This is a genomic window from Serratia sp. ME47 (assembly GCF_903970925.1).
In the GTDB taxonomy this organism is placed as follows: Bacteria; Pseudomonadota; Gammaproteobacteria; order Enterobacterales; family Enterobacteriaceae; genus Serratia; species Serratia ureilytica.
The window spans coordinates 153,394-174,234 of sequence record NZ_CAJCKE010000002.1; the positions used below are offsets into that span (position 1 = coordinate 153,394).

Genomic DNA, 20,841 nt, shown 5'->3' on the forward strand with positions numbered 1-20,841 from the left:
GGGCGGTAAAACGCCGGGCTAGTGTGCAGAGTTTTTCACTGGAAAAATGCGCCTTAAGGCACAAAATTAACAATTAAAGCGGCAAAACACCGAACTTATATAACAAACCTATGGCCTCACATGGGATCCGGACTTTTGATAACCGAACATGGAATTAGAAAAAGTAATGATAAAAAGCGGCTGAAATTAGATTATTTCAAATGAAGGGTTATATAAGGAAAAGCGATGGAATAAGGCGAGAAGCGCGAGCCCGATGCGGGCCCGCAGAAGGAAGGGATCAGGCAAGCCACTCGGGCAGATCGTTCAGGCCCATCGCCTGACGCACCAGCTTCGGTTTGACGCCCGGCAGGCTGTCCGCCAGCCGCAGGCCCACGTCGCGCAGCAGCTTTTTGGCCGGGTGATTGCCGTCGAACAGTTCGCGGAAACCCTGCATGCTGGCCAGCATTACCGCCGCGCCATGTTTGCGGCGGCGCTCATAACGGCGCAGATAGAGGTGCTGGCCGATATCCTTGCCCTGCCGCTGCAGGCGGCGCAGTTCGGAAATCAGCTCGGCGGCGTCCATGAAGCCCAGGTTAACGCCCTGGCCGGCCAACGGATGCACGGTATGCGCCGCATCGCCCACCAGCGCCAGGCGGTGCGCTGCGAAGCTGCGCGCATAGCGGCCGGTCAACGGGAACGCCAGCCGTTCGCTTTCCAGGCTGCAAGCCCCCAGGCGCATGTCGAAGGTCACCGCCAGTTCGCGGTTGAACTGCGCCGGTTCCAGCCGTTTGAGCCTTTCGGCTTCTTCCGGCGTCACCGACCAGACGATAGAGCTCAAATACGGATCGCTGAACGGCAGGAACGCCAGAATGCCGTCGCCGTGGAAAATTTGCCGCGCCGTCGCCTGATGCGGTTCTTCGGTGCGAACGGTGGCCACCAGCGCGTGGTGGCGGTAATCCCAGAAGGTGAGCGGGATATCGGCATGCTGGCGCAGCCACGACTGGGCGCCGTCGGCGCCAATCACCAACCGGGCGGTCAGCATGCGGCCGTCCTCCAGCGTGACGAAGGCGTCGTTCTCGCCCCACGCCACCTGCTTGAGCGCGGCCGGGGTAATCAGCGTGATGTCCGACAGGCTTTCGGCGCGTTTCCACAGCGCCTGCTGGATCACCGAATTTTCGATGATGTGGCCGAGATGGCTGAAGCCGCACTCGTCGCCGCGGAAGGCGATTTTGCCGAAGCTGTCGCGATCCCACACTTCCATCGCGTTATAGGCGCTGGCGCGCAGCTGGAGAATGTCGTCCCACACGCCGATGTGCTGCAGCAACCGCTCGCTGGCGGCATTGATGGCGGAGACGCGCAGGGCCGGCTGTTCCGACGGCGGCGCCATCTCCGGCTGGCGCTGCTCCAGCACCGCCACGCGCAGCCCGCTGCCCTGCAGGCCGCAGGCCAACGCCAGCCCCACCATACCGCCACCGGCGATAATCACGTCAAATGATTGCATGCTGCTCGATTTCCTTAAATAACGCGCGACGCCTTGCCGCGCCGCGCTTTGGGCGCGTTAAAGCGCCCGACCATGTCTCTAACGTTCCACCCAGCCCAGCGTACGCTTGGCGAAGGCATCGCGTATCGCCGGCAAACGTTCCATCGCCATCAGCCCCAGATTGCGGCCGATCACCAGCGGGCCATAACGGTTGGCGAACAGATGAATCAACCCGTCGGTCACGCCGATCGTCGCCCGCTGATCGTTTTGCCGCCGCTGCTGATAACGGCTCAGCAGTGCGTAACCGCCGGCGTCTTCGCCGCTGTCTGCCGCTTCCGCCAGCGTTTCCGCCAGCGACATCACGTCGCGCAGGCCAAGGTTGAACCCCTGCCCGGCGATAGGATGCAGCGTTTGCGCCGCGTTGCCCACCAGCGCCAGCCGGTGGCTGACATGGCGATCGGCGGTCAGCAGACCGAGTGGGTAACTGTGCCGTTTACCGGCTTTGAGGATGCGCCCCAGCCGCCAGCCGAAGGCTTGTTGCAGCTCGGCGATAAACCGCTCGTCGTCCCAGGCATCCACCTGGGCGCGATCTTCGCGCGCATGGCACCATACCAGTGAACTGCGCCCCTGCGACATCGGCAACAGCGCCAGCGGCCCATAGCGGGTAAAGCGCTCAAAGGCGCGCCCCTGCGGATCTTCCGCCGTGGTGACGTTGGCGATGGTGGCGAACTGCGGATAGTCCTCCTGCCGCCACTGCATATTGCAGGCTTGCGCCAGCGCAGAACGCGAGCCGTCGGCCGCCACCAGCAATTGCCCGCGCAGACGCTGGCCGCTGTCCAGCAGCACTTCCGCGCGCTCTGCGGTGCGAATCACGTCCACCACCCGCGCCGGGCAGTGCAGCGTAACGCCGGGGGCCTTGGCCAGCAGCGCGAACAACCGCTGCCCGGCGTCGTGCAGTTCGATCACCTGGCCGAGCGCATCGACCTGATAATCTTGCGCCTGCAGATTCACAAACCCGGCGTGCCCGCGATCGCTGACGTGCACCTGAGTGATCGGCGTAGCGCAATCGCGCAGCGCCGGCCAAACGCCGATGCGCGCCAGCTGTTGGCAGGTGCCCTGCGCCAGTGCGATGGCGCGGGCGTCAAAGCCCGGATGGCTTCGGTCGTCCGGCCGGGTCGCCTCGACCAGATCCACCGCCATTCTTCCCTGAGTGAGCGACGAAATGGCCAGCCCCAACGTCGCGCCCGCCATACCGCCGCCAACGATAATAACGCTCATGCTACGACCTTGCCGCCGCCATCAAAGCCTCGATGGCATCGGCGTCTTTCACCACGGTGGCGGTCAGGTTTTCATTGCCGTCGGCGGTGATCACGATATCGTCCTCGATGCGGATGCCGATGCCGCGGTACTCCGCCGGCACGTCCGCATCCGGCGCGATGTACAGCCCCGGCTCCACGGTCAGCACCATGCCCGGCTCCAGCAGCCGATCGCGGCTCGGCGTGCCGTAGTGGCCAACGTCGTGCACGTCGAGACCCAGCCAGTGGCTCAGCCCGTGCATGAAGAACTGACGGTGCGCCTGCTCGGCGATCAGCAGGTCGACTTCACCTTTCAATACGCCCAGCTCCACCAGCCCGACCACCATGATGCGCACCACTTCGTCATTGACTTCGCGAATGCTGGTGCCGGGTTTGAACAGTTCCAAAGCGCGCTGCAGCGACGCCAGCACAATGTCGTACACCGCGCGCTGCGGCCGGCTGAACTTGCCGTTGACCGGGAAGGTGCGGGTGATGTCGCCGGCGTACCCCTGGTACTCGCAGCCCGCGTCGATCAACACCAGATCGCCATCGCGCATCTGGCTCTCGTTCTCGGTGTAGTGCAGGATACAGCCGTTTTCGCCGCTGCCGACGATGGTGTTGTAAGACGGGTAACGTGCGCCGAGGCGGGTGAACTCATGATGAATTTCCGCTTCCAGCTGGTATTCGAACATGCCCGGACGGCATTTTTCCATCGCGCGGGTGTGCGCCAGCGCGCTGATCTCACCGGCGCGGCGCATCACCGCCAGCTCTTCCGGCGACTTGAACAGCCGCATGTCGTGCAGCCACGGCCGCCAGTCGGTAACGGTGGCCGGCGCCTGCAGGTTCTGGCGGAACCCCTTGCGCAGCTTGTCCAGCGCGCTGAACAGGATCTGATCGGCATAGGCGTATTCGCCCTGCGCGTGGTAGACCACGTCCAGACCGTTGAGCAGCAGGTGCAGTTGGTCATTGATTTCATCGAACGGCAGCGCGCGATCCACGCCCAGCTTTGCCGGTGCGGCGTCTTGCCCCAGGCGGCGGCCAAACCAGATTTCCGCCGTCAAATCGCGCACCCGGTTGAACAACACGCTGTGGTTGTGCGTTTCATCGCTTTTAATCAGCACCAGCACCGCTTCCGGCTCATTGAAGCCGGTCAGGTACCAAAAATCGCTGTTCTGCCGGTAGGGATAGTCTGAATCTGCACTGCGCGTCGTTTCCGGCGCAGAGAAAATAACCGCCGCACTGGCCGGCGCCATTTTCGCCAACAGCGCCTGGCGGCGGTTGTTGAATTCCTGCTGAGTCATTACCTTCTCCTGAAATCATGCCATCCGCACCGCCGGCGGAGAGGCGATAGAACGTTTAGTGCAGCGTCGGTTTGATATTTTCCGGCGCCGTCGGTTTGTGACGGGTGAATTCGCCGTGGCACATGATGGCGGCGACCCGCACATACTCCGCCACTTCTTCCAACGACTGTTCCAATTCTTCCTGATCTTCGTCTTCGTCGTAGCCCAGCTGCGCGATATTGCGCAGATCGTCGATCGCTTCACCGACTTCGTCTTTCACCTGAGCCAGCTTCGGCTGCATCATGCCCAGACCGAGCAGGAAGTGGTTGACCCAACCGGCCAGCGCGTCGGCGCGGTCGAACACGCTGACGATCTCCCCTTCAGGCAGCATCAGTTGGAACAGGAATTCGTCATCTTCCAGCGTGTCACGCGTCGCTTCATACAGCTGCTGCAACGGTTGGCTGAGCGCCTGCGGGAAGGCGACGCCTTCGTTGGTCAGATCGTGCACCAGCGCCTGCCAGCCGGCGTCACGGCTGCCGCCGCACAGCAGGCCGCTGATCAGGCCGTGCATTTCTGCCGCGGTCAGCGCCACCGACTGCTGGTTGAGGGCCACGGTCAAAGATTGGTAACTTGGAAATGTATTCTGTATAGACATGCGCATTCGTCATCGTTGGCAGGATAAGTTCGTGTTATGCTACCACCAAGGTCCGTCGCTATACCAGATAAGCGCGACACCTCAGTGGCTAGTTATAATCGCGATGTGGCAGGTTTCACACTGCGCCGGCGGGTGACGAAAGTGCGGTAAATACGCATTTTGAAACCCTTTTTTGACTGGCAATGTCCGCCACAGTAGATTACAACCAGGTACTGAAAAAGGGGTTGTATCTTGGTACCGAGGTATATATAGTGGCGCCCGCTTTGACGGCCCGGCCCGGGCGGACAAGGCTGGCGCGAAATTTAGGCAGGAAGGTGGCATGTCTGCACAACCGGTAGATATTCAAATTTTTGGCCGCTCGTTAAGAGTCAATTGCCCGCCAGAACAACAAGATGCGTTGAATATGGCGGCGGACGATCTTAACCAACGGTTGCAAGATCTTAAAGTTCGCACTAGAGTCTCCAATACTGAGCAACTGGTTTTCATCGCGGCATTGAACGTCTGTCACGAACTTGCTCAAGAACGGTTGAAAACCCGTGACTATGCGTCCAATATGGAACAACGCATACGGATGCTGCAGCAGACCATTGAACAAGCGCTGCTTGAACAAGGTCGCATCTCTGAACGTCAGGATGCACAATTCGAATAACTTAAGTTGTTGAAAGCCAAGTTTTCGGCAACGAGTACAAAATTTCTCTGAGATGTTCGCCAGCGGGCCAGTCCCCTGAGCCGATATTTAGTACAAACAGAATGTGTTGCTCCGCGATCGGTGAGCACGCTCGGTGCGCCGAGAAGCCTTAAGATTGCGACGGCACGTTCACCTTGAACCATGGGTTCAAGGGTTACAGCCTGCGACGGCATCTCGGAGATTCCCCTTCTCAGCGGTTTTGTGTGCTGAACGCCACACTGAGCAAGCCTGATACGATGTCTTTTCAACCCCAATTCGCGCAGCAGCGCCAAGCCATTCGTCAACTCATTCGCCAACGTCGGCGCGAGCTTACGCCCGAGCAGCAACGCTTTGCCGCAGAAAAGATAACCGAACGCCTCACCGCACACGCGCGCATTCAAGCGGCGCACAACATCGCGGTCTTCCTGTCGTTTGACGGCGAACTCGATACCGGGCCGCTGATCGAGCGTCTGTGGACGCTCGGCAAACGGGTTTACCTGCCGGTGCTGCATCCGTTCAGCCCGGGACACCTGTTGTTCCTGCGCTATGCGCCGGAAACGCCGCTGGTGCGCAATCGCTTCAATATTCTCGAGCCGCGTCTCGATGTGCGCCATGTGTTGCCGCTGGGTGAACTGGAGGTGGTGCTGACGCCGCTGGTGGCATTCGATCATACCGGACAGCGTCTGGGCATGGGCGGCGGCTTTTACGATCGCACCCTGCAAAACTGGCGCAGCGGCGGCCCCTATCCCATCGGCCTGGCCCATGATTGCCAACAGGTGGAGCACCTGCCGACCGAGCACTGGGATATCCCGCTGCCGGAAATCCTCACCCCGCTCTGCAGCTGGGCGTGGCGGGAGCCCAAATAGCAAAAGGCCGGATCGCTCCGGCCTTTTTCGTTGCGGCGAGCCGCCGAATCAGAACAGCAGACGGGCACGAATGGTGCCGTCGATGGCCTTCATGCGCTGCAGCGCGGCGTCGGCGCGCGCGGTTTCCGCTTCGATGTCGATCACCACATAGCCGATTTCCGGCCCGGTTTGCAGATACTGCGCGGCGATGTTAACCCCCTCTTCGGCGAAGATCTGGTTAATCTGCGTCAGCACGCCCGGACGGTTTTCATGGATGTGCAGCAGACGGCTGGCGTTCGGGCCATGCGCCGGCAACGACACTTCCGGGAAGTTGACCGCCGACAGGGTCGAACCGTTATCGGAATATTTCGCCAGCTTGCCGGCCACTTCGTCGCCGATGTTCTCCTGCGCTTCCTGAGTGGAACCGCCGATGTGCGGCGTCAGCAGCACGTTATCGAACTCACACAGCGGCGAGTTGAACGGATCGCTGTTGGTCGCCGGCTCTTCCGGGAAGACGTCGATCGCCGCCCCCGCCAGGTGATTGCTGGCCAGCGCGTCGCACAGCGCGGGGATATCCACCACGGTGCCGCGCGAGGCGTTGATCAGAATAGCGCCCGGTTTCATCAGCGCCAGCTCTTCCGCCCCCATCATATTCTTGGTCGCCAGCGTTTCCGGCACGTGCAGCGTCACCACGTCGCTCATATTGAGCAGATCGGACAGATGACGCACCTGTTGCGCGTTGCCCAGCGGCAGCTTGTTCTCGATATCGTAGAAGAACACCTTCATGCCCAGCCCTTCGGCCAGAATGCCCAGCTGGGTGCCGATATGGCCGTAGCCGATGATGCCCAGTTTTTTGCCGCGCGCTTCATAGGAGCCCACGGCCAGTTTGTGCCACACGCCGCGGTGCGCCTTGGCGTTGGCGGCCGGAATGCCGCGCAGCATCAACAGCAGCTCGCCCAGCACCATTTCGGCCACGGATCGGGTATTGGAGAACGGGGCGTTGAAGACCGGAATGCCACGTTTGGTCGCCGCTTTCAGGTCAACCTGGTTGGTGCCGATGCAGAAGCAGCCCACCGCCACCAGTTTTTCTGCGGCGGCGAACACCTCTTCGGTCAGATGCGTGCGCGATCGGATGCCGACGAAGTGCGCATCGCGGATGGAGGCCTTCAGCGATTCGGTGTCTAACGCACCCTTGTGGTATTCGATGTTGGTATAACCGGCGGCACGCAAATTATCGACCGTGCTCTGATGAACCCCTTCCACCAACAGGAATTTAATCTTGTCTTTCTCCAATGATACTTTTGCCATTTACCCGACCCTATGTTCAGACTTCAGAAGCGGCTGTGACGACACAGCTCCCATCCAACATAACAAAAATAACGCAGGCGGCAATACAAACGATTGCCTGCCCGGCAGGACAAGGCGCAGCGTTGATGGCGGTTTACGGCAGAAAATGCCATAGGGAAAGTTTTCGGCAGAAGCTTTGGGGAGTCAGTTTTCACAATGTGACATAAGTCACCAAATTTGCCGCTTTTCAGAAAAGATATTTTAACCGAAGAAATATGCGGCCCGGCACTACCGGGCCACAGGCCGCAGAGGCTTATTTGACCACTTTCACGCCTTCCGGGGTGCCGACCAGCGCCACGTCCGCGCCGCGGTTGGCGAACAGCCCCACGGTCACCACGCCGGCGATGCCGTTGATCTTGTTCTCCAGCGCGATGGCGTCGGTGATGTTCAGGTTATGCACATCGAGGATCACGTTGCCGTTGTCGGTCACTACGTTCTGGCGATACTCCGGCAGGCCGCCCAGTTTCACCAGCTCACGCGCCACATAGGAGCGGGCCATCGGGATCACTTCCACCGGCAGCGGGAATTTGCCCAGCACGTCCACCTGCTTGCTGGCGTCGACGATGCAGATGAATTTCTTGGCGATGGCGGCGATGATCTTCTCGCGCGTCAGCGCCGCGCCGCCACCTTTGATCATCTGCATGTGGCCGTTGATTTCGTCCGCGCCGTCCACGTAGATATCGAGCGAGTCCACTTCGTTGCTGTCGAACACGTGGATGCCGAGGCTTTTCAGCTTGGCGGTGGAGGCGTCTGAGCTGGACACCGCGCCTTCAATCTGGTGCTTGATGGAGCCCAGCGCGTCAATAAAGTGGGCGGCGGTAGAGCCGGTGCCCACCCCGACGATGGTGCCCGGCGTCACGTATTCCAGCGCCGCCCAGCCCACCGCTTTTTTCAGTTCATCCTGCGTCATAATATGTCCCTTGCCTCTGTACGAAAACGTGTGCGTATTATAGGGTAAAACGCTGTTTTTCACGCCGGCAGGATCACACTTATTTACCGCAGCCCGCATTTTTACCCGCTTGGCGGCGAGCTGGGGGCGTGATTTTTCCACCTGCGCCGCACGCAAAATGTGGCATAGTGCCGGTATCATTCTAATTTAAGGGATATCTTTCCGATGAAACGCCCAGACTATCGTACGCTGCAAGCGCTGGACGCGGTGATCCGTGAGCGCGGCTTCGAGCGCGCCGCGCAAAAACTCTGCATCACGCAATCGGCGGTATCCCAACGCATCAAACAGCTGGAAAACCTGTTCGGCCAACCGCTGCTGGTCCGCACCGTGCCGCCGCGCCCGACCGAACAGGGGCAAAAGCTGCTGGCGCTGCTGCATCAGGTGGAGCTGCTGGAAGAAGAGTGGCTGGGCAACGACACCGGCGTCGATACGCCGCTGCTGCTGTCGCTGGCGGTCAACGCCGACAGTCTGGCGACCTGGCTGCTGCCGGCGCTGAAGCCGGTGCTGGCGGACTCCCCCATTCGTCTGAATCTGCAGGTGGAAGATGAAACCCGCACCCAGGAGCGGCTGCGCCGCGGTGAGGTGGTGGGCGCGGTGAGTATTCAGCCGCAGCCGCTGCCGAGCTGCCTGGTGGATCGTCTGGGGGCGCTGGACTACCTGTTCGTGGCCTCCAGCGGCTTCGCCGAGCGCTATTTCCCGAACGGCGTCACCCGCTCCGCGCTGTTGAAAGCGCCGGCGGTGGCCTTCGATCATCTCGACGACATGCACCAGGCATTCCTGCAGCAGAACTTCGATCTGTCGCCAGGCAGCGTGCCCTGCCACATCGTGAACTCATCGGAAGCCTTCGTGCAGCTGGCCCGTCAGGGCACCACCTGCTGTATGATCCCGCATCTGCAGATCGAAAAGGAGCTGGCATCCGGCGAACTGATCGATCTGACGCCGGGGCTGTACCAGCGCCGTATGCTGTACTGGCACCGCTTCGCGCCGGAGAGCCGCATGATGCGTAAAGTGACCGACGCGTTGCTGGAGCACGGTCACCAGGTGCTGCGCCAGGATTAAAACGAAAAAAGGTTCGCCGCAGCGAACCTTTTCTTCATGACAACACCCTTACTGCGCGGCGTTGCGCTGCAGCTCGAACACCACATCCACCTGATCGTCGAAGTGAATGCTTTGCTGTTCATAGGTTTGCGCCGCGTCGTTTTCCGCCGCCGCGCCGGCCGCCTTATACATCCGCGCCACCGGCATCGGCTGGTAGTTGGCGACCCGGTAGCGAATGCTGTACACCGGCCCCAGCTTGGCGTGGAAGCCCTTGGCCAGGGATTCGGCCTGCTGAGTCGCGTTCTCGATCGCTTTTTGCCGCGCCTGCTCGCGATACACATCCGGCTTGGCGACGCCCAGCTCCACCGCGCGGATCTCGTTCAGGCCGGATTTCAGCGCGCCGTCCAGCAGCTCGTTCAGCTTGTCCAACTGGCGCAGGGTAACCTGCACCTGACGCACCGCCCGGTAGCCCTTCAGCACCGACTCGCCGGTTTTCAGGTAATCGTATTCCGGCTGGGTGCGCAGGTTGGCGGCGCTGATGTCTTTCTTCTCGATGTTGTTTTTCTGCAGGAAATCAAAGTACTGCGCCACGCGCTCGTCTACCTGCTTCTTCGCCTGGGCGGCGTCTTTGGAGGAAACGCTCACTTCGATCGCCAGAGTGGCGATATCCGGCGTGGCGTCCACGCTGGCGGTGCCGGAGGTGACGACGTGCGGCCCTTCAGGCAATTCAGCCGCCTGCAGCGCCATCGGTAGCGTCCCTAATCCGACCATTGCGGCCATAGCCAATGCTTTTAGCTTCACAGTGTCTCCTTAATGACAGGCTGTCTCTGATCGCCGGCTTTTCCCTGCGAGAACCGCCGGTTTCCTGGCATCAAACGTAGCATATCGCACGGCGTTTTGAATTCGGATTAGTGACAAATTCTTATAAATTTGCCCCCTGCCAGGCCAGCTGCAGCGCGATGCCCCACATCACCAGACCGACCAGCGCGTTGATGATGCGCTGCGCCCGCTGGGTGTTCAGCCACGGCGCCAGCCAGGAGGCCAGCAGCGCCAGGCCAAAGAACCACACCGCCGACGCGCTGACCGCGCCAAGCGCGAACCAGGAACGCACGTCCGCCGTCAGCTGTCCGCCCAGGCTGCCGAGCACCACGAAGGTATCCAGATAGACATGCGGATTCAGCCAGGTGACCGCCAGCATGGTGACCACGATGCGCCAGCGGCTCTGCGCCAGCTCCTGCGCCGCGGCCTGAGCCGGTTGCGGGCTGAAGGCGGAACGGAACGCGCCCCAGCCGTACCACAGCAGAAACGCCACCCCGCCCCAGGTCACCAACGCCAGCAGCAGCGGCGAGCGGGTCAGCAACGCGCTGCCGCCGAAAATACCGGCGCAGATCAGCACGATATCGCTCAGCGCGCACAATGAGGCGATCATCAGATGATACTGACGGCGAATGCCCTGATTCATCACGAATACGTTCTGCGGGCCCAGCGGCAGGATCATGGCGGCGCTCAGGGCAAAGCCCTGCAGGAAGACGGCTAGCATGGGAAATTCCTCGAATGATAAAAGGCGCCGGACGTGGGCGCGTATCGGTCAACACGCGCATCATACGAGGAAGCGATCATTAGGTGAAATTGATGTTTCTAATCAAGTATCAGAGATGCTAATACCCTGTGGGCGCCAGGCCAGCGCCGCCAGATTCGCCCATCGGCGAAAAATTCGCTATCATCCGCCCCTCTCCACTCCAGCCGGCCGACCGATGTCTACGATTACCGATACCTTCATCGCCCCGCCCTGTCATGACCAGATAGAGATCCTCTATCAGGACGATCATCTGGCGCTGATCAATAAACCCGCCGGGTTGCTCAGCCTTTCGGGCAAAAATCCGCAAAATCTCGATTCGGTACACCACCGGCTGGTGCAGATCTTCCCCGGCTGCACGCTGGCGCACCGCCTGGATTTCGGCACGTCCGGGTTGATGGTGGTGGCCCGCAATAAGGCCGTCAATGCCGCGCTCTGCCGGCAGTTCAGCGAGCGCACCGTCGGTAAAGTCTACAGCGCGCTGCTCTGCGGCCATGTGGCGGATGACGAAGGGGTGATAGACGCGGCGATCGCCAAAGATCCGGCGCTGTTCCCGCTGATGTCGATTTGCGCCCTTCACGGCAAGCCCGCCCGCTCCCGCTATCGGGTCGTCGAGCGTTTTTATCGTGAAACGGAAGGCGGGATCTCGCTGCCGCTGACGCGGGTGCAGCTTACCCCAGAGACTGGGCGCACCCACCAGCTGCGTATTCACAGCTGGCAATTGGGCCACCCTATTTTAGGCTGCGATCTTTACGGCGGGCGCCTGCTGCCGGGTACCGAGCAGACGCCGCGGCTGATGCTGCACGCCAGCGAACTGGACTTTGTGCACCCCATCAGCGGAGAGCGGATAACCGCTCGTCACGCCGCGCCGTTCTGAACGCGGCTTACCACATCAAATCGTCAGGCACTTTAAAGTCGGCGTACGGATCGTCTTCATCCTGCTCTTCCTGACTCAGCGCGCTGTGCAACACAATGCTGCCCGCATCGCGCTGCGCGATTTTATCGGCGACGCTCGCGGGGATAATCGCGTATTCACACTCTTCCCGGTTCTCGATCAGCAAACGCGCAATGGCGAGGCGGCCATTGATCAGTTGGGTCTGCGTCGCCTTATCCACCAGGATTTTTTTGATCAGGTTGCCGTCGGTAAAGTTAAAACCGATATCGCCTTTCGCCAGCACGATACGATTCATCTCGATCAGTTGCTTCACCTGCGCCTTGTATTCTTTGGACAGCGCTGCTTGCTTTTGCTGCTCGTTCAACTGCTTATCGCGCTCAAGCTGCGCCTTTTTATTCTCTTCCACCGCCTCTCTGGCCTCACGGGCCTGAACGCGTGATTTTTTAGCCGTTCTTTGGACTTTGGCCATTTTCTTGCTGGTTACCAAGCCCGCTTTGAGCATCTGCTCTTGTAAGGTGAGTTTTGTCATGTTCGTGTCTGAAGCCGTGGGATCATGGAGGGATTATACCCGTAATTTTTCAGGCTGCACCAGGTTGCCGGCCCAACCCACCGGCGGTTTGCGCCGCAGAGCAACGGCGGTAAAACGGCCCGAACGCCCGATCATGAATACCGCTCATGTGGTAATGAAATTAAGTCTCTTTCACTCCCTCCGGGACTCTGGCAAAAATAGACCTCATTAACGACAGACAATATGAAATCGGCTGAATAAAAAAATAGAAAAACAAGCCATTGAAAGAAATGGATAAATCCAGCCTTCATATCATATAACAGGATGCTATAAGACGATGAATACAGACTTTACCTTTACGATTAAGAGCAGTTCTTTCGACGAAGATTATAACCCTTCTGAAAATACGCGTATCACCACCAACTTTGCCAATTTGGCCAGAGGGAAAAACCGCCGGGAGAACCTGCGCAACACGTTGGTGATGATCGACAATCGCTTTAATGCATTAGCCTATTGGGATAACCCCAAGGCCGATCGCTACTCTGTCGAGCTGGAAATCATCTCGGTTGAGATGCGCATTGAAGATCAGGGCGCCAGCTTTCCGGTTATCGAAATCCTGAAAACCAACATCATCGATAAAAAAACGCAAAAGCGTATCGAGGGCATCGTCGGGAACAATTTCTCGTCTTACGTGCGCGATTACGACTTTAGCGTCTTGCTGCCGGCGCACAATAAAAACGCGGCGGAATTTACCATTCCGGATGATTTTGGCGATTTGCACGGCAATATCTTTAAGCACTTCGTCAATTCAAACGAATACCATGAAAATTTCAGCAAACCGCCGGTGATCTGCCTCAGCGTATCCAGCAAAGACACCTACCATCGGACGGGCAATCAACACCCGGTCTTGGGCGACGAGTATCGGCAAGACGGCGCTTCATTGACCGACCGGTATTTTAAAAAAATGGGCCTGCAGGTGCGCTATTTCATGCCGAAAAATAGCGTTGCGCCCCTGGCCTTTTATTTCCCCGGGGATTTGCTGAGCGATTACACCGATCTGGAACTGATCGGCACCATCAGCACGATGGAGACCTTCCAGAAAATCTATCGGCCTGAAATTTACAATGCCAATTCGGCGGCGGGGCAATGCTATCAGCCAAGCCTGAATAACCAGGATCATTCATTAACCAAGATTGTTTACGATCGCGAAGAGCGTAGCCAGTTAGCGATTGAGCAGGGGAAATTTACGGAAGAGCAATTTATCAAACCCTACAAGCCTATTCTTGAGCAATGGTCTGCTCACTACGCGCTTTGATTCACTTAAATACAGGTCACCTATCATGAAAATATTGCTCCCCACATCGACCGCCGGCAGCTTGCCCAAACCGGTCTGGCTGGCCCAACCGGAAACCCTGTGGTCGCCCTGGAAATTGCAGAATGAAGAACTCATCGAAGGGAAACAGGACGCCCTGCGTTTGTCACTGGCAGAGCAACAACAGGCCGGCATCGATATCGTCAGCGATGGCGAACAAACCCGTCAGCACTTCGTCACGACGTTTATCGAGCATCTCAGCGGCGTCGATTTCGAAAAACGCGAAGTGGTTAAAATCCGCAATCGCTATGAGGCGAGCGTGCCGACGGTCGTGGGGGCAGTCTCGCGTCAAAAACCCGTTTTCGTTGAAGACGCCAAATTTTTACGCCAGCTGACCACACAGCCGATTAAATGGGCCCTGCCGGGGCCGATGACCATGATCGACACACTCTATGACAACCACTATAAAAGCCGCGAGAAATTAGCCTGGGAGTTCGCGAAGATCCTCAATCAGGAAGCCAAAGAGCTCGAGGCCGCAGGCGTCGACATTATTCAGTTTGATGAGCCCGCATTTAACGTGTTCTTTGACGAGGTGAATGACTGGGGCATCGCCGCCCTGGAAAGAGCCATTGAAGGGCTTAAGTGTGAAACCGCCGTACATATCTGCTATGGATATGGGATTAAAGCCAATACCGACTGGAAAAAGACGCTGGGCTCGGAATGGCGACAATATGAAGAGGCGTTTCCGAAACTGCAAACGTCTAACATCGATATCATCTCGCTGGAGTGCCATAACTCGCACGTGCCCATGGATCTGCTTGAACTGATCCGCGGCAAAAAGGTGATGGTCGGCGCCATCGATGTAGCGAATCATGCCGTTGAGACGCCGGAGGAAGTGGCCGACACGCTGCGCAAAGCGCTGCAGTTTGTCGATGCCGACAAGCTCTATCCGTCGACCAACTGCGGCATGGCCCCCCTGCCCCGTCAGGTCGCCCGCGGCAAGCTGAATGCGTTAAGCGCAGGCGCCGAGATCGTGCGCCGAGAGCTGTTAGCCAAATAACCTTGCCTGCGCCCGCCACAGACACCTCCTGCGGCGGGCGATTATCAGCAATTCCCCCTCCCCGCAACGCCCCCGCTCTGGTGTATACTCGGATTTCTACGCGATGCCAGCCACAGCGGTTTTGGTTCAGGCCTGGCCTGAACAGCCCTCAGCCAGCCCACACCAGCCGAATAACAGTGGAATAACCATGAGCCCAAATACCGCTCGCATCAGCGAAATCATCGATCGTGCCAGGATCTCCCCCTACCAAATCCTGATCCTGACCCTGTGTTTCCTCATTGCCCTGCTGGATGGCTTCGATACCGCCATCATCGGCTATATCGCGCCGGCGCTGCGCGAAGAGTGGGGCCTGCAGCCCGATCAGCTCTCTCCCGCCTTCGGCGCGGGGCTGTTCGGCCTGCTGATCGGCAGCCTGCTGTTCGGGCCGATCGCCGACGCCCTCGGCCGCAAACGCGTGCTGCTCGTCGCGGTGCTGGTGTTTGGCGGCTGTACTCTGGCTTCGGCCTATACGCATTCGATCGAATCCCTGACCCTGCTGCGCTTCATCACCGGCATTGGCCTCGGAGGCGCGATACCGACCTGCATCACCCTCAGCTCGGAGTATTCGCCGGCGCGCCGCCGCATGCTGATGGTCACCCTGAGCTGGAGCGGCTTTACCGCCGGGTTGGCCCTGGGCGGCCTGCTGGCCGGCCAGATCATCCCGGCGTTCGGCTGGCGCGGCCTGCTGCTGGTCGGCGGCATTGCGCCATTGGCGCTGCTGCCGCTGTTGGCCTGGCAGATGCCCGAGTCGGTACGTTTTATGGCTGCCAGCGCCAAACATGCCGATCGGCTACGCCGGGTGGTCGAGCGTATCACCGGCCAGCGTTGGACGGGGATAACCATCGTCGATGACGAGCGCCCGGCGCAGGCCAGGTCGCCGATATCACACCTATTTATCGAAGGCCGCGCCGTGCGCACCCTGCTGCTGTGGGTGGCGTTCTTCTGTTCGCTGTTCGTGTTCTACCTGCTCACCAGCTGGCTGCCGACCCTGCTCAAAGACGCCGGTTACGACATCGCCCACGCCTCGCGTATCGGCGCGATGGTGCCGCTCGGCGGCACCCTGGGCGCCATCCTGATGGCGCTGCTGATGGATCGGATCGGGCCTTACCGCGTACTGGCCGTCTCCTACCTGGGCGCCGCGCTGGTGATCGGCGCGACCGGGTATCTGATGGGCGACGTCTACACGCTGGCCGCCGTCGTGTTCCTGATCGGCTTCGGCGTGGCCGGCGCGCAAAACGGCCTGAACCTGGTTTCAGCCACCCTTTATCCGACCGCAGCCCGCGTCACCGGCGTCAGCTGGGCCATGGCCAATGGCCGCTTCGGCTCAATTGTCGGCTCGATGCTCGGCGCCTGGATGATGGCCGCCGCCGGCTCGACGGAAGTGTTCTTCCTCTGGCTGGCGCTGCCGGCGCTGCTGGGCGCCGCCGCCATCTTCCTGCTCTATCGCCTCAGCCTGCGCCGCCGCACGCCGCTCACCGAACCGGCTGCGGGCATCTGACCTCGCGGAAAATAAAAGGCCGAGACGCCATCGGCAGCGTCTCGGCCTGCAGTAAAAAAGGGGGCAAGGCCCCCTTCTGTGTTATTCCGCCTTGGCGGAAGCGTCTTCGGTACGATACAGGTGCACATCCATCTGCGGGAACGGAATGCCGATGTTGTGGGCATCCAGCGCGCGCTTGAAGTTTTCCATCAGATCGAAGTACACGTTCCAGTATTCCGCATTGGTGGTCCAGGAACGGGTCACGAAGTTCAGCGAGGACGGCGCCATCTCGTTCAGACGCACGGTCACGCCTTTGGCGTGCATGATGCGTTTGTCGGCGGCGATCACGTCGCCCAGCACCTTCTTCACCACGTCGATATCGGCGTTGTAGGCCACGCCCACCACGATATCCACGCGGCGGTTCGGTTCGCGGGAGTAGTTGATGATGTTGCCGGCGATGATTTTACCGTTCGGCACCACGATGGTTTTGTTGTCGGCGGTGCGCAGGGTGGTGGAGAAAATCTGCACCTGATCGACGGTACCGGCCACGCCGCCCAGATCGACATATTCACCCACGCGCAGCGGACGGAAGATCACCAGCAGCACGCCGGCGGCGAAGTTGGACAGCGAGCCTTGCAGCGCCAGGCCGACGGCCAAACCGGCGGCACCCAGCACCGCGATCACCGAGGTGGTCTGCACGCCGACGCGCCCCAGCACGGCGATAAAGGTGAACGCCAGCACGCCGTAACGCACGATCGCCGACAGGAAGTCGGCCACCGTGGCGTCGATGCCGCGCAGCTTCATCACGCGGTTCAGCGCATTGCCGACCACGCGGGCCACGATCGAACCGATGATCAGGATAACGATGGCGGCGACGATATTCACCGCGTACTGGATCAACAGATCCTGATTCTTCACCAACCAGTCGCCGGCACCGTTGATGCCGTCTACTACATTCAAATCTTTCATTCGTGTCGTCCTAACTCAGTCCCTAACGGGAGAAACTCGCAAAAATACACTGGCCTCGGCGGCCAGTAGGAAACCACGCCTAAGGGTAACCAACATTAAAGGCTCATGCCAACCATCAGCATTAAAAATAGCCGAAACCGCCCGCCGCTTCTTCTATGCTGAGAACAGCGCGTTGGCCATTTCACGACAAGGGATCCGTTCTTCATGCACATTCGCTCTTCGCTCAAACACTATTGGCAAGTGCGGCCCAGGCTGCTGTTTTCCGTCGGCGCCGGGCTGCTATGCTTTCTGCTGCTGCCCGCCCAGCTCTCGCTGCTGCAACGCTTGATGATCGGCTGGAATACGCTGGCCTGGCTCTACCTGCTGTTTCTCTGGCGGCTGATGCTGGTCAGCACGCCGCAGCACATTCGCCAAATCGCCCGGCGGCAGGACGAAAGCGCCAGCATGGTGCTGGCGTTAGTCAGCCTCGGCTGCCTGGTCAGCTTACTGGCGATCCTGTTTGAATTGAGCAGCGCCAAACAGGTGGCCGGCTCTCTGAAAACGCTGCATTTGCTCCTGACCGGCGCCACGCTGGCGGTCTCCTGGCTGCTTCTGCCGACCGCCTTCACCATGCACTATGCTCATCAGTTTTATCGCCAGGGCGCACAGCAGGATCCTTTGCCGCTGCTGTTCCCCGGCAATCTCGCCGATCCCACCTATCTGGATTTCGCCTACTTCTCCTTCACCATCGCGGTCGCGTCGCAAACCGCCGATGTGGCGGTCGGCGCGGCAGAGGTGCGCAAGATCACCCTGTTGCAGTCGGTGATCTCCTTCGCGTTCAACATGCTGATCCTGGGCCTGTCGATCAATGTCGGCGCCGGCCTGTTGGGCTGAAAACGAAAAAGGCTCCCCGCAGGGAGCCTTTAAATTGCAAACAAAGGAGGAAAAAACGTGGTTTTTCCTCCTTTGTGATCATCAGTCGAAAATCAATAAATTGATTTTCCTTATTTTTTATATTTTGCCTACGGCAAGCCAAGCCACGCATCAGGCTTGCCATAAACAAAAAGGCTCCCCGCAGGGAGCCTTGTACATCATGCAACAGGTGCCGAAGATTACAGAACGTCTACCGCGTTCAGATCTTTGAAGGCCTGCTCCAGACGCGTCACCATGCTGGTTTGCGCTGCGCGCAGCCATACGCGTGGATCGTAGTATTTCTTGTTAGGCTGATCGGCGCCTTTCGGGTTGCCCAGCTGGCCCTGCAGGTAAGCTTCGTTCGCTTTGTAGTACTGCAGGATGCCGTCCCAGGTCGCCCATTGGGTGTCGGTGTCGATGTTCATCTTGATCACACCGTAACCCACAGACTCTTTGATCTCTGCGTCGGTAGAACCGGAACCACCGTGGAACACGAAGTTCAGGCTGTTGTGCGGCAGGTTGAATTTCTTGGACACGTAATCCTGAGAATCGCGCAGGATGGTTGGAGTCAGCTTAACGTTACCTGGCTTGTACACGCCGTGCACGTTACCGAACGATGCAGCGATGGTGAAGCGCGGGCTGATGGCGTTCAGTTTTTCGTACGCGTAAGCCACGTCTTCCGGCTGGGTGTACAGAGCGGAAGCGTCCATATGGCTGTTGTCCACGCCATCTTCTTCACCGCCGGTGCAGCCCAGTTCGATTTCCAGCGTCATGCCGATTTTGGCCATGCGCTTCAGGTAGGCGCTGCAGATCTCGATGTTTTCTTCCAGAGACTCTTCAGACAGATCGATCATGTGGGAAGAGAACAGCGGTTTGCCGGTAGCGGCGAAGTGTTTCTCGCCGGCGTCCAGCAGGCCGTCCAGCCATGGCAGCAGTTTCTTCGCGCAGTGGTCGGTGTGCAGGATCACCGGCACGCCGTAGTGTTCAGCCATCTGGTGAACGTGGTGTGCGCCGGAGATAGCGCCCAGAATCGCTGCGCCCTGAGGCACATCGGTCTTCACGCCTTTGCCGGCGATGAATGCGGCGCCGCCGTTGGAGAACTGAACGATGACCGGCGCGCGCACTTTAGCCGCGGCTTCCAGCACTGCGTTGATGGAGTCGGTACCCACGCAGTTTACCGCTGGCAGCGCAAAGTTGTTCTCTTTAGCAACTGCGAAGACTTTCTGAACGTCATCACCCGTGATGACACCCGGTTTTACGAAATCAAAAATTTTAGACATGTTACTTTGTCCTGTTTCGTCGGCCGTAGATGGATGTAAATCGATGTTTTCACGCCGCGCAGCATTTGCCGCGCGGTATAAAACAAACGGGCGGCTTTCGCCTCCCGTTGTCTGAATTACTGCTTAGCGCGCTCTTCCAGCATCACGACTGCAGGCAGCGGTTTCCCTTCAACGAATTCCAGGAATGCGCCACCGCCGGTGGAGATGTAGGAGATTTTGTCAGCGATACCGAACAGATCGATGGCTGCCAGAGTGTCGCCGCCGCCAGCGATAGAGAAAGCGTCGCTATCGGCGATCGCGCGGGCGACAATTTCGGTGCCCTTACGGAAGTTAGGGAACTCGAATACGCCAACCGGGCCATTCCACAGAATGGTTTTGGCGTTCTTCAGGATAACGGCCAGACGCTCGGCAGAGACGTCGCCCATATCCAGAATTTGCTCGTTGTCCTGGATCTCGTTGGCCTGCTTCACGGTCGCGGTCGCGGTCTCAGAGAACTCGGTCGCCACGCGCACGTCGGTCGGCACCGGAATGTCGCAGGTTTCCAGCAGTTTCTGCGCGTTCGGGATCAGATCCGGTTCGTACAGGGACTGGCCCACGTTGTTGCCCTGCGCCGCCACGAAGGTGTTGGCAATGCCGCCGCCGACGATCAGCTGATCGGCGATTTTGGACAGGGAATCCAGCACGGTCAGTTTGGTGGAGACTTTAGAACCGCCCACGATGGCGACCATCGGACGGGCCGGGTTACCCAGGGCTTTGCCCAGCGCTTCCAGCTCGGCGGACAGCAGCGGGCCGGCACAGGCGACAGGCGCGAACTTGCCCACGCCGTGGGTGGAAGCCTGCGCGCGGTGCGCGGTGCCGAACGCGTCCATCACGTACACGTCGCACAGCGCCGCGTATTTCTTGGACAGGGTTTCGTCATCTTTCTTCTCGCCCTTGTTGAAACGGACGTTTTCCAGCACCACCAGTTCACCTTCGGCGACGTCGACGCCATCCAGATAATCCTTCGCCAGACGCACTGGGGATTTCAGGTGATCTTTCAGGTAGTTGACCACAGGCAGCAGGGAGAATTCTTCGTTGTACTCGCCTTCGGTAGGACGACCCAGGTGGGAGGTTACCATCACGCGGGCGCCTTGCTTCAGCGCAGCTTCGATAGTCGGCAGGGAAGCGCGGATACGCGCGTCGGAAGTCACTTTACCGTCTTTTACCGGCACGTTCAGATCGGAGCGGATCAGTACGCGTTTACCCGCCAGATCCAGATCGGTCATCTTAATTACAGACATGGTGAACCCTCTTTATTGA

The 20,841-nt window shown here is 59.3% G+C and carries 20 protein-coding genes and 1 other RNA gene; 9 read left to right on the plus strand and 12 right to left on the minus strand.

Going from position 1 to position 20,841, the window contains the following annotated elements; translation table 11 throughout:
- Positions 1–277: 277 nt before the first annotated feature.
- From ubiI to H7A77_RS02945, 4 genes are all read right to left on the minus strand, one after another.
- Entirely contained in the window at positions 278–1,480 is a 1,203-nt protein-coding gene (gene ubiI, locus H7A77_RS02930; RefSeq protein ID WP_182073799.1) for an FAD-dependent 2-octaprenylphenol hydroxylase, read from the minus strand.
- Positions 1,481–1,558: 78 nt separating this feature from the next.
- Positions 1,559–2,737, minus strand: coding sequence for a 2-octaprenyl-6-methoxyphenyl hydroxylase (ubiH, locus tag H7A77_RS02935; RefSeq protein WP_182073800.1), 1,179 nt, complete (start codon positions 2,735–2,737; stop codon positions 1,559–1,561).
- A 1-nt stretch (position 2,738) separates the two neighbouring features.
- A complete protein-coding gene (gene pepP / locus H7A77_RS02940; protein ID WP_033652182.1) occupies positions 2,739–4,055 on the minus strand; it encodes a Xaa-Pro aminopeptidase in 1,317 nt (438 codons plus the stop codon).
- A gap of 55 nt (positions 4,056–4,110) precedes the next feature.
- Positions 4,111–4,689: a YecA family protein gene (locus H7A77_RS02945; RefSeq protein ID WP_004931622.1), complete on the minus strand. Its 579-nt coding sequence runs from the start codon at positions 4,687–4,689 to the stop codon at positions 4,111–4,113.
- A gap of 319 nt (positions 4,690–5,008) precedes the next feature.
- Between H7A77_RS02945 and zapA the strand changes: the two genes are divergently transcribed.
- The 3 genes from zapA to H7A77_RS02960 all read left to right on the plus strand — a co-directional run bounded on the left by zapA (position 5,009) and on the right by H7A77_RS02960 (position 6,222).
- On the plus strand, positions 5,009–5,338 hold the full coding sequence (zapA, locus tag H7A77_RS02950) for a cell division protein ZapA (protein WP_004931621.1): 330 nt from the start codon (positions 5,009–5,011) through the stop codon (positions 5,336–5,338).
- A gap of 41 nt (positions 5,339–5,379) precedes the next feature.
- Positions 5,380–5,562, plus strand: a non-coding RNA gene (ssrS, locus tag H7A77_RS02955) — 6S RNA.
- Between the two features lie 51 nt (positions 5,563–5,613).
- Complete coding sequence (locus H7A77_RS02960) at positions 5,614–6,222, plus strand: 5-formyltetrahydrofolate cyclo-ligase (RefSeq protein WP_047026646.1); 609 nt, start codon at positions 5,614–5,616, stop codon at positions 6,220–6,222.
- 48 nt (positions 6,223–6,270) lie between these two features.
- On the opposite strand, the gene serA is transcribed toward H7A77_RS02960, so the two are convergent.
- Both serA and rpiA read right to left on the minus strand, forming a co-directional pair.
- Positions 6,271–7,509, minus strand: coding sequence for a phosphoglycerate dehydrogenase (gene serA / locus H7A77_RS02965; protein WP_182073801.1), 1,239 nt, complete (start codon positions 7,507–7,509; stop codon positions 6,271–6,273).
- Positions 7,510–7,801: 292 nt separating this feature from the next.
- Complete coding sequence (gene rpiA / locus H7A77_RS02970) at positions 7,802–8,458, minus strand: ribose-5-phosphate isomerase RpiA (protein ID WP_033644746.1); 657 nt, start codon at positions 8,456–8,458, stop codon at positions 7,802–7,804.
- A 204-nt stretch (positions 8,459–8,662) separates the two neighbouring features.
- On the opposite strand from rpiA, the gene H7A77_RS02975 reads away from it, so the two are divergent.
- Positions 8,663–9,556: a LysR family transcriptional regulator ArgP gene (locus H7A77_RS02975; RefSeq protein WP_004931613.1), complete on the plus strand. Its 894-nt coding sequence runs from the start codon at positions 8,663–8,665 to the stop codon at positions 9,554–9,556.
- Between the two features lie 48 nt (positions 9,557–9,604).
- Here H7A77_RS02975 and H7A77_RS02980 read toward each other — a convergent pair whose 3' ends face one another.
- Together H7A77_RS02980 and argO are read right to left on the minus strand one after the other, a co-directional pair.
- On the minus strand, positions 9,605–10,336 hold the full coding sequence (locus tag H7A77_RS02980) for an oxidative stress defense protein (RefSeq protein ID WP_031300626.1): 732 nt from the start codon (positions 10,334–10,336) through the stop codon (positions 9,605–9,607).
- A 121-nt stretch (positions 10,337–10,457) separates the two neighbouring features.
- Positions 10,458–11,075 (minus strand): arginine exporter ArgO, encoded by a 618-nt coding sequence (gene argO / locus H7A77_RS02985; RefSeq protein WP_004931603.1) that lies wholly within the window; start codon positions 11,073–11,075, stop codon positions 10,458–10,460.
- Between the two features lie 214 nt (positions 11,076–11,289).
- Here argO and H7A77_RS02990 point away from each other — a divergent pair, with 214 nt between their 5' ends.
- Positions 11,290–11,988, plus strand: coding sequence for an RluA family pseudouridine synthase (locus H7A77_RS02990; RefSeq protein ID WP_182073802.1), 699 nt, complete (start codon positions 11,290–11,292; stop codon positions 11,986–11,988).
- Positions 11,989–11,995: 7 nt separating this feature from the next.
- Here the strand turns inward: H7A77_RS02990 and H7A77_RS02995 are convergent, their stop codons facing one another.
- Positions 11,996–12,535, minus strand: coding sequence for a DUF2058 domain-containing protein (locus tag H7A77_RS02995; RefSeq protein ID WP_033644743.1), 540 nt, complete (start codon positions 12,533–12,535; stop codon positions 11,996–11,998).
- Positions 12,536–12,851: 316 nt separating this feature from the next.
- Between H7A77_RS02995 and H7A77_RS03000 the strand changes: the two genes are divergently transcribed.
- From H7A77_RS03000 to H7A77_RS03010, 3 genes are all read left to right on the plus strand, one after another.
- The gene (locus H7A77_RS03000; protein WP_033652185.1) at positions 12,852–13,829 is read left to right on the plus strand and encodes a DUF1852 domain-containing protein; all 978 of its coding nucleotides are present in this window, start codon (positions 12,852–12,854) and stop codon (positions 13,827–13,829) included.
- Positions 13,830–13,854: 25 nt separating this feature from the next.
- Entirely contained in the window at positions 13,855–14,886 is a 1,032-nt protein-coding gene (locus tag H7A77_RS03005; RefSeq protein ID WP_033644741.1) for a methionine synthase, read from the plus strand.
- A gap of 187 nt (positions 14,887–15,073) precedes the next feature.
- The gene (locus H7A77_RS03010) at positions 15,074–16,423 is read left to right on the plus strand and encodes an MFS transporter (protein ID WP_182073803.1); all 1,350 of its coding nucleotides are present in this window, start codon (positions 15,074–15,076) and stop codon (positions 16,421–16,423) included.
- Positions 16,424–16,504: 81 nt separating this feature from the next.
- On the opposite strand, the gene mscS is transcribed toward H7A77_RS03010, so the two are convergent.
- Complete coding sequence (mscS, locus tag H7A77_RS03015; RefSeq protein WP_015378992.1) at positions 16,505–17,371, minus strand: small-conductance mechanosensitive channel MscS; 867 nt, start codon at positions 17,369–17,371, stop codon at positions 16,505–16,507.
- 204 nt (positions 17,372–17,575) lie between these two features.
- Between mscS and H7A77_RS03020 the strand changes: the two genes are divergently transcribed.
- On the plus strand, positions 17,576–18,244 hold the full coding sequence (locus tag H7A77_RS03020) for a DUF1345 domain-containing protein (RefSeq protein WP_033644737.1): 669 nt from the start codon (positions 17,576–17,578) through the stop codon (positions 18,242–18,244).
- Between the two features lie 218 nt (positions 18,245–18,462).
- Here H7A77_RS03020 and fbaA read toward each other — a convergent pair whose 3' ends face one another.
- Together fbaA and pgk are read right to left on the minus strand one after the other, a co-directional pair.
- Entirely contained in the window at positions 18,463–19,542 is a 1,080-nt protein-coding gene (fbaA, locus tag H7A77_RS03025) for a class II fructose-bisphosphate aldolase (RefSeq protein ID WP_025304179.1), read from the minus strand.
- Between the two features lie 116 nt (positions 19,543–19,658).
- On the minus strand, positions 19,659–20,822 hold the full coding sequence (gene pgk / locus H7A77_RS03030; protein WP_025160206.1) for a phosphoglycerate kinase: 1,164 nt from the start codon (positions 20,820–20,822) through the stop codon (positions 19,659–19,661).
- Positions 20,823–20,841 lie beyond the last annotated feature (19 nt).

Excerpts from the sequence above, each read along its gene's own strand:
- H7A77_RS02990 (WP_182073802.1), top strand. The coding sequence starts at position 11,290 with ATGTCTACGATTACCGATACCTTCATCGCCCCGCCCTGTCATGACCAG.
- H7A77_RS02945 (WP_004931622.1), bottom strand. The coding sequence starts at position 4,689 with ATGTCTATACAGAATACATTTCCAAGTTACCAATCTTTGACCGTGGCC.
- H7A77_RS03005 (WP_033644741.1), top strand. The coding sequence starts at position 13,855 with ATGAAAATATTGCTCCCCACATCGACCGCCGGCAGCTTGCCCAAACCG.
- H7A77_RS03010 (WP_182073803.1), top strand. The coding sequence starts at position 15,074 with ATGAGCCCAAATACCGCTCGCATCAGCGAAATCATCGATCGTGCCAGG.
- serA (WP_182073801.1), bottom strand. The coding sequence starts at position 7,509 with ATGGCAAAAGTATCATTGGAGAAAGACAAGATTAAATTCCTGTTGGTG.
- H7A77_RS03020 (WP_033644737.1), top strand. The coding sequence starts at position 17,576 with ATGCACATTCGCTCTTCGCTCAAACACTATTGGCAAGTGCGGCCCAGG.
- rpiA (WP_033644746.1), bottom strand. The coding sequence starts at position 8,458 with ATGACGCAGGATGAACTGAAAAAAGCGGTGGGCTGGGCGGCGCTGGAA.
- ubiI (WP_182073799.1), bottom strand. The coding sequence starts at position 1,480 with ATGCAATCATTTGACGTGATTATCGCCGGTGGCGGTATGGTGGGGCTG.
- ubiH (WP_182073800.1), bottom strand. The coding sequence starts at position 2,737 with ATGAGCGTTATTATCGTTGGCGGCGGTATGGCGGGCGCGACGTTGGGG.
- H7A77_RS02995 (WP_033644743.1), bottom strand. The coding sequence starts at position 12,535 with ATGACAAAACTCACCTTACAAGAGCAGATGCTCAAAGCGGGCTTGGTA.
- argO (WP_004931603.1), bottom strand. The coding sequence starts at position 11,075 with ATGCTAGCCGTCTTCCTGCAGGGCTTTGCCCTGAGCGCCGCCATGATC.
- H7A77_RS03000 (WP_033652185.1), top strand. The coding sequence starts at position 12,852 with ATGAATACAGACTTTACCTTTACGATTAAGAGCAGTTCTTTCGACGAA.
- fbaA (WP_025304179.1), bottom strand. The coding sequence starts at position 19,542 with ATGTCTAAAATTTTTGATTTCGTAAAACCGGGTGTCATCACGGGTGAT.
- pepP (WP_033652182.1), bottom strand. The coding sequence starts at position 4,055 with ATGACTCAGCAGGAATTCAACAACCGCCGCCAGGCGCTGTTGGCGAAA.
- mscS (WP_015378992.1), bottom strand. The coding sequence starts at position 17,371 with ATGAAAGATTTGAATGTAGTAGACGGCATCAACGGTGCCGGCGACTGG.
- pgk (WP_025160206.1), bottom strand. The coding sequence starts at position 20,822 with ATGTCTGTAATTAAGATGACCGATCTGGATCTGGCGGGTAAACGCGTA.
- H7A77_RS02975 (WP_004931613.1), top strand. The coding sequence starts at position 8,663 with ATGAAACGCCCAGACTATCGTACGCTGCAAGCGCTGGACGCGGTGATC.
- H7A77_RS02960 (WP_047026646.1), top strand. The coding sequence starts at position 5,614 with ATGTCTTTTCAACCCCAATTCGCGCAGCAGCGCCAAGCCATTCGTCAA.
- zapA (WP_004931621.1), top strand. The coding sequence starts at position 5,009 with ATGTCTGCACAACCGGTAGATATTCAAATTTTTGGCCGCTCGTTAAGA.